The organism is Herbaspirillum lusitanum P6-12, assembly GCF_000256565.1.
GTDB lineage: Bacteria > Pseudomonadota > Gammaproteobacteria > Burkholderiales > Burkholderiaceae_D > Herbaspirillum > Herbaspirillum lusitanum.
This window is the reverse complement of the sequence record NZ_AJHH01000241.1, coordinates 1-5,743: the sequence shown is the minus strand read 5'-3', so window position 1 is coordinate 5,743 and position 5,743 is coordinate 1. Positions and strand designations below refer to the sequence as shown.

Sequence of the window (5,743 nt, the reverse complement as noted above, 5' to 3'; positions counted from 1 at the left end):
AAAAAGCGCAAGCAGGTTTTCCACTTCCGTCGAATAATTCTTCGCTGCCGGGAGATAGTCTTTTTCCAGTGCGTCCGCAATCATCGCCGGGTCCGGATTGGGCTCCCCCTTGGCTTTGTAGATCACGTCGCGTTTGGCGAGGTACACTTTGCGCAGCGACATGATTTTTTCGTAAAGCTGCTTTTCCTCATCGCTGACGAGCAGCTCCAGAATTTTCTTTTGCAATTCGGTCGAGATACGCGTGGCCTCATCGGTTTCCGGCTTGAAGAACGCGCTCAACGACGGGTCTGAACTCTTGGCCACCGCGGTCGCGCGGCGAATCCCCGAATAAGTATGTCGATACCAGTCGCCAATCATCCGCTCCTTGGCCAGCGGCACGTCCATCATGGCTTGCGTTGCCTTGGCGACGCTTTGCAGGCGCCAGACGCCAATCACGGCAATCAGGACGGACAGCGCCAGGATAATGGCGAAGCCCAGTCCAAGACGCTTGCCAATCTTCATGTTTCCAATCACGTTCATGTTGTCCCCCTGCCATTCGGGTCAGGTAAATGTTGAATTATCGTCATGGCTCAGCCGGCCACATACTCTTCATAATGCTCTGGGACAGAAGGCTTGAATGCGCGGAACAGCGTGTGACTGTCGCGTCTGTTCATGGCTTGCGGGGCTTGTGTTGACGAGCGGCAACACGATGGCGATCTCCGGCGGCGCGCCGGTTCTCACTGGGTGGGAAGATCTCGCCAAGTGGGCAATCCACAGGCGAGATCGGAGGAAATCAGGACGTCGGCGCGGTGTTCTTCATCAGGTTGGAAGTCGCCTCGATGAACTTGTCGGGCGGCATCGGCCGACCCATGAGGTAACCCTGCAACGCATCGCAACCGACCGAGGTCAGGAAGTTCTGCTGCTTGGTGGTTTCCACGCCTTCGGCGACGATGCGCAGATTGAGCGTACGGCCCAGCGCCACGATGGCCGAGATGATGGCAGCGTCGTCGTTGCCGTCGCTGAGGTCGCGCACGAAGCCGCGATCGATCTTGAGTTCGTTGGCCGGCAAGCGCTTCAGATACAGCAGGCTCGAATAACCGGTGCCGAAATCGTCGATGGAAATATCCACCCCGAGGTCGGCGATCTGCTGCAGCGTCTTGAGACTGCTTTCGGCATCGTGCATGGCGGTGGACTCGGTGACTTCCAGCGTCAGGCAGCGCGCCGGCAAGTCATGGCGCGCCAGCGTGTCCTTGACCAGATCGATCAGGTCGGTTTGCGCGAACTGCAGCGCCGAGAGATTGACTGCAATCTTCCAGTCTTCGTGGCCGATGTCGTACCAGACCTTCATCTGGCGGCAGGCTTCATCGAGCACCCATGCCCCGATCGGCACGATCAGCCCGGAACGTTCAGCCAGGCCGATGAACTCATCCGGCCCCACCATTCCATGCACCGGATGCTGCCAGCGCAACAAGGCTTCCGCGCCCAGCACCGGGCCGTTCGGCGAGTTGTACTTGGGCTGGTAATGGAGGATGAATTCCTTGCGCTCCAGCGCCAGGCGCAAGTCTTGCAGCCATTGCAACTGGTTGTGCGCGTTGACGTTCATCGACGCTTCAAAGAAGTGGTAGCCGTTACGGCCGCTGCGCTTGGTATGGTACATCGCGGCGTCGGCGTTGATCACCAGGTCGTGGCGGCTGCTGCCGTCTTCCGGATAGATCGCGATGCCGATGCTGGCCGAGACGCGCAACTCGTGCTTTTCGATATTGAAGGACTGGTTGATGATCTTCACCAGCTTGTCGGCGACGGTGACTGCATCGTCGGGCTCCTTCAGATCGACCAGCATCACGAACTCATCGCCGCCCAGTCGCGCCACCGTATCCTGCGCGCGCATGACCGAGCGGATGCGTTGCGCCACCTCTACCAGCATCAGGTCGCCGACATGGTGACCGAGCGAATCGTTGATCGCCTTGAAACCGTCGAGGTCGCAAAACATCAAGGCAAAATGTCCCTGCTCGCGCGCCGCCTTGCTGATGGCCTGGTTGAGGCGGTCATCCAGCAAGGTGCGGTTGGGCAACTTGGTCAGGTTATCGTGCAGGACCAGTTGCGTGAGTTCTTCATTGGCTTCGGCCAGCGAACGCGCCAGCTTGGCGGTGCGCGACTCCAGCCGCGCATCCAGCAGCGACGTCAGCAAGGCGATCGTCAGCACCGCCAGCGTGACGACGATGATCAGGATCGCCAGCCAGCCCGGGCTCACCCCGTCGCGCACGGCAAGGCAAAAGCTGCCCTCGGGGAAATTTGCAGCCGCCATGCCGGTGTAATGCATGCCGACGATGGCCACGCCCATCACCACGGCGGCCCCGCCCCGCGCAAGCTTGACATGCGGCGTATTGCGGCGCAGGCGGAACGCTATCCACAACGCCGCGCCCGAGGCGGCGATGGCGATGGCGACGGACGCCGCAAACAGCAAGGGATCGTAATGAATGCCCGGCATCATCAGCAAGGCGGCCATGCCGGTGTAATGCATCGCAGCGATGCCGACTCCCATCGCCAGCGCGCTGTTGAGCAGCCGGCGCAGCGGCAGCTCGGGACGGCTGACGATCCACAGCGCGAAGCCGGACACGCCAATGGCGATCAGCAGCGACAGGAAGGTGATCCAGGGGTCGTAGCCGAGATCGATGGGAAGACGAAACGCGAGCATGCCGACGAAATGCATCGACCAGATACCGATACCCATGGCGACAGCACCGCCAAGTAGCCAGGAGCGACCGGCATATTCCTGGGTCGCATTGATCCGCTCGGTCATATCCAGCGCAGTATAGGAGGCAAGTACCGCCACCAGCAGGGACACAACAACTAGCAAACTATCGTAGGAAGCGGATAACATGATGAGGAAATATGAGAATAATAATCAACATTTTTTAGGTATTTAGCCCATTATCCCGCAAAAAGACATATCGAAGTCTGACGAAGTCTGAAATCGAACGCTTTACATTCTTAAGTGTATGAAACGTCGGATCGAAGCAACTTTACGCGCGGAAACCAATCCATATGGCTGATGCACGCTCCCGACAATTGATAAATCGATAAAAACCACAATGCGCCCTACGCCTATAACAGTAAAAGATCCCGGCCTCATGCTCCCCACGCTTTTCTCCGGCCGTCCGCATTCTCAAGGTCCGGTCGCACTGTTTGCACCAAAGCGCCTGATCCAGACCCTCGCCGCCCTCGGCGCGCTGTCGCTGATGCAGGGCGCCAGCGCCGGCATTTCGCTGCTGCAGCCGCCCAAGCTGGTTGACGGCAACAAGCCGTTTACCCTGACCTTGCTGGTCGCGGAAGATGAACGCGACAGCCAGGCTTACGCCATCCCGGACAATCTGGTCGTGGCGGCCTCGGCCGACATGACGCCGCCGGTGCAACTGCGCATGGAACGCGAAGCCGGCGCGCCTGGCGAAATCACGCTCAAGCGCGGCGAGTTCCGCAAAATCACCTACAGCGCCACCCTGCCCGACTACTTGCGCGGCGTGGTGCGCCTTGAAACCGTGGGGGTGGACGCCTCGCCGGTGCTGGTTGCGGTGATCCGTCCCAAAGACGGCAAGATGCCGGTGCCGTCGGCGGAAGGCATCGCGCTGGCCGGCGCAGCCACGCCCTCTGCCTCGGTCATCACGCCGGGCGCCAACGCCAGTCCGATCGGCATTGCGCCGGCCGCGCTCGACCTGATCGATATCCCGCGCCTGTCTTTCCACGAACCGATGTACTTCGCCGCCGGCAACAGCGGCGGCAACCGCAATGCCAGGTTCCAGCTCAGCTTCAAGTTCCGCATCTTCCAACCGGAAGACATGCGTTCGCGCGGCCTGATCGACAATCTGTATTTCGGCTACACCCAGTATTCGCTGTGGGACCTGGAAAGCCCGTCGGCGCCCTTCCGCGACACCAGCTACCGCCCCAGCCTGTTCTATTACCTGCCCGACCTCGGCATCCATAACAGCATCCTGAGCCGCATGGCGATTTCGACCGGGCTGGAGCATGAGTCGAACGGACGCGACGGCGCACAGTCGCGCGGCATCAACACTTTCTTCGTTGAACCGACCTTCACGGTCGGTAACCTCAACGATTACCAGTTGCGCATTTCACCCAAGGTCTACGCCTACCTCGGCCCGACTTCCGACAACCCCGACATCGGCCAGTATCGCGGCCACGCGGATCTCAAGCTGGCAGTGGGCAAACCGGACGGCGTGGAGTTTTCGACCACCTTGCGCAAGGGCACGCGCAACAGCTCCGGCAGCGCCGACTCGACGCTGTCCTATCCGCTGGCGAAACTGGTGCCGGGCATGGCCGGCTATTTGATGGCGAGCTATTTCTACGGCTACGGCGAGAGCCTGCTGACTTACAACCAGAAATCGACCCCGCAGTTCCGCATCGGCTACGCGCTTTCGCGCTAGGCCAGGACGGACCGGACGGTCGCAGGAGAATCCTCCGGCGACCGTCTCATGACATGCTTATGCCACCGGCGTACGCATCGTGACGAACTCTTCCGCCGAGGTCGGATGGATGCCGATGGTGGCGTCGAACTGGGCCTTGGTGGCGCCACATTGCAAGGCGACCGCAAAGCCCTGGACGATCTCGCCGGCATCAGCGCCGACCATGTGCACCCCCAGCACGCGATCATTCTTCGCGTCCACTACCAGCTTCATGAAGGTGCGCTCGGCATTGCCGCTCAGCGTGTGCTTGAGCGCCTTGAATTCCGATTTGAAGATGCGCACTTCGCCCACTTTCTTGCGCGCGTCTTCTTCGCCCAGGCCGACCGTGCCGACGTTCGGATGGCTGAAGACCGCCGTCGGGATATTCTCGTAAGACATTTCCCGGCCGCCTTGGTTGAACAGGCGCGCGGCCACCACCATGCCTTCCGCCAGCGCCACCGGCGTCAGTGCGACACGATCGATGACGTCGCCGATCGCATGGATGGACGCGACATCCGAAACGAAATGCTGGTCGACCTTGACGGCGCCTTTGGCGGTCAGCGCGACGCCGACTTTTTCCAGGCCGAGACCGGCCGTGTTGGGATGACGGCCGGTGGCGAACAGCACGCAATCGGCGTCGACGGTCTTGCCGTCGCTGAGCTTGACGCGCTTGCCGGCGCCGTCTGACGCGATGGCGTCGATGTTGTTTTCAAACAGGATGTTCATGCCCTTCTTGCGCATCTCTTCCGCCAGGAAAATGCCGAGTTCGCTGTCCATGCCGCGCAGCAGGCTCTTGCCGCGATACACCAGCGTCACTTCGCTGCCGAGACCATTGAGGATAGACGCCAGTTCCACCGCAATATAGCCGCCGCCCAGCACCACGCTGCGCTTCGGCAAGGCGGTCAAGTGGAAGAAATCATCGGACACGATGCCCAGTTCCTTGCCCGGAATCTCCGGCACCATCGGCCGGCCGCCGACCAGGATATGCGCGGCGGTGTAGCGCTTGCCGTTGACGCTGACGGTGTGAGCGTCTTCCACGGCCGCATGGCCTTCGACGATGTCGACCTTGGCGCCCTCCAGGATCTTGCGGTAGATGCCGTTGAGGCGCGCGATCTCCTTGTCCTTGGCAGCGATCAGCGCGGCCCAGTCGAAACTGGTTTCGCCCACGGTCCAGCCGAAGCCGGCGGCGTCGGCAAAATCTTGATGGAAATGCGCGCCATACGACATCAGTTTTTTCGGAATGCAGCCGACATTGACGCAAGTGCCGCCCAGGTCCTTGCTCTCGGCAATCGCCACGCGCGCGCGCGCGC

At 60.9% G+C, this 5,743-nt stretch carries 4 protein-coding genes; 1 reads left to right on the top strand and 3 read right to left on the bottom strand.

Going from position 1 to position 5,743, the window contains the following annotated elements; translation table 11 throughout:
* Both HLUSI_RS0107750 and HLUSI_RS27550 read right to left on the bottom strand, forming a co-directional pair.
* Window positions 1–519: MCP four helix bundle domain-containing protein (locus tag HLUSI_RS0107750; protein WP_029363259.1), on the bottom strand; the 519-nt coding region annotated here is incomplete at its 3' end.
* Window positions 520–772: 253 nt separating this feature from the next.
* On the bottom strand, window positions 773–2,860 hold the full coding sequence (locus HLUSI_RS27550) for a putative bifunctional diguanylate cyclase/phosphodiesterase (protein WP_040503268.1): 2,088 nt from the start codon (window positions 2,858–2,860) through the stop codon (window positions 773–775).
* 250 nt (window positions 2,861–3,110) lie between these two features.
* Here HLUSI_RS27550 and HLUSI_RS0107740 point away from each other — a divergent pair, with 250 nt between their 5' ends.
* The gene (locus HLUSI_RS0107740; protein WP_016833428.1) at window positions 3,111–4,415 is read left to right on the top strand and encodes a phospholipase A; all 1,305 of its coding nucleotides are present in this window, start codon (window positions 3,111–3,113) and stop codon (window positions 4,413–4,415) included.
* A 57-nt stretch (window positions 4,416–4,472) separates the two neighbouring features.
* On the opposite strand, the gene gorA is transcribed toward HLUSI_RS0107740, so the two are convergent.
* The coding region (gene gorA / locus HLUSI_RS27545; protein WP_016833427.1) for a glutathione-disulfide reductase at window positions 4,473–5,743 on the bottom strand (1,271 nt) is incomplete at its 5' end.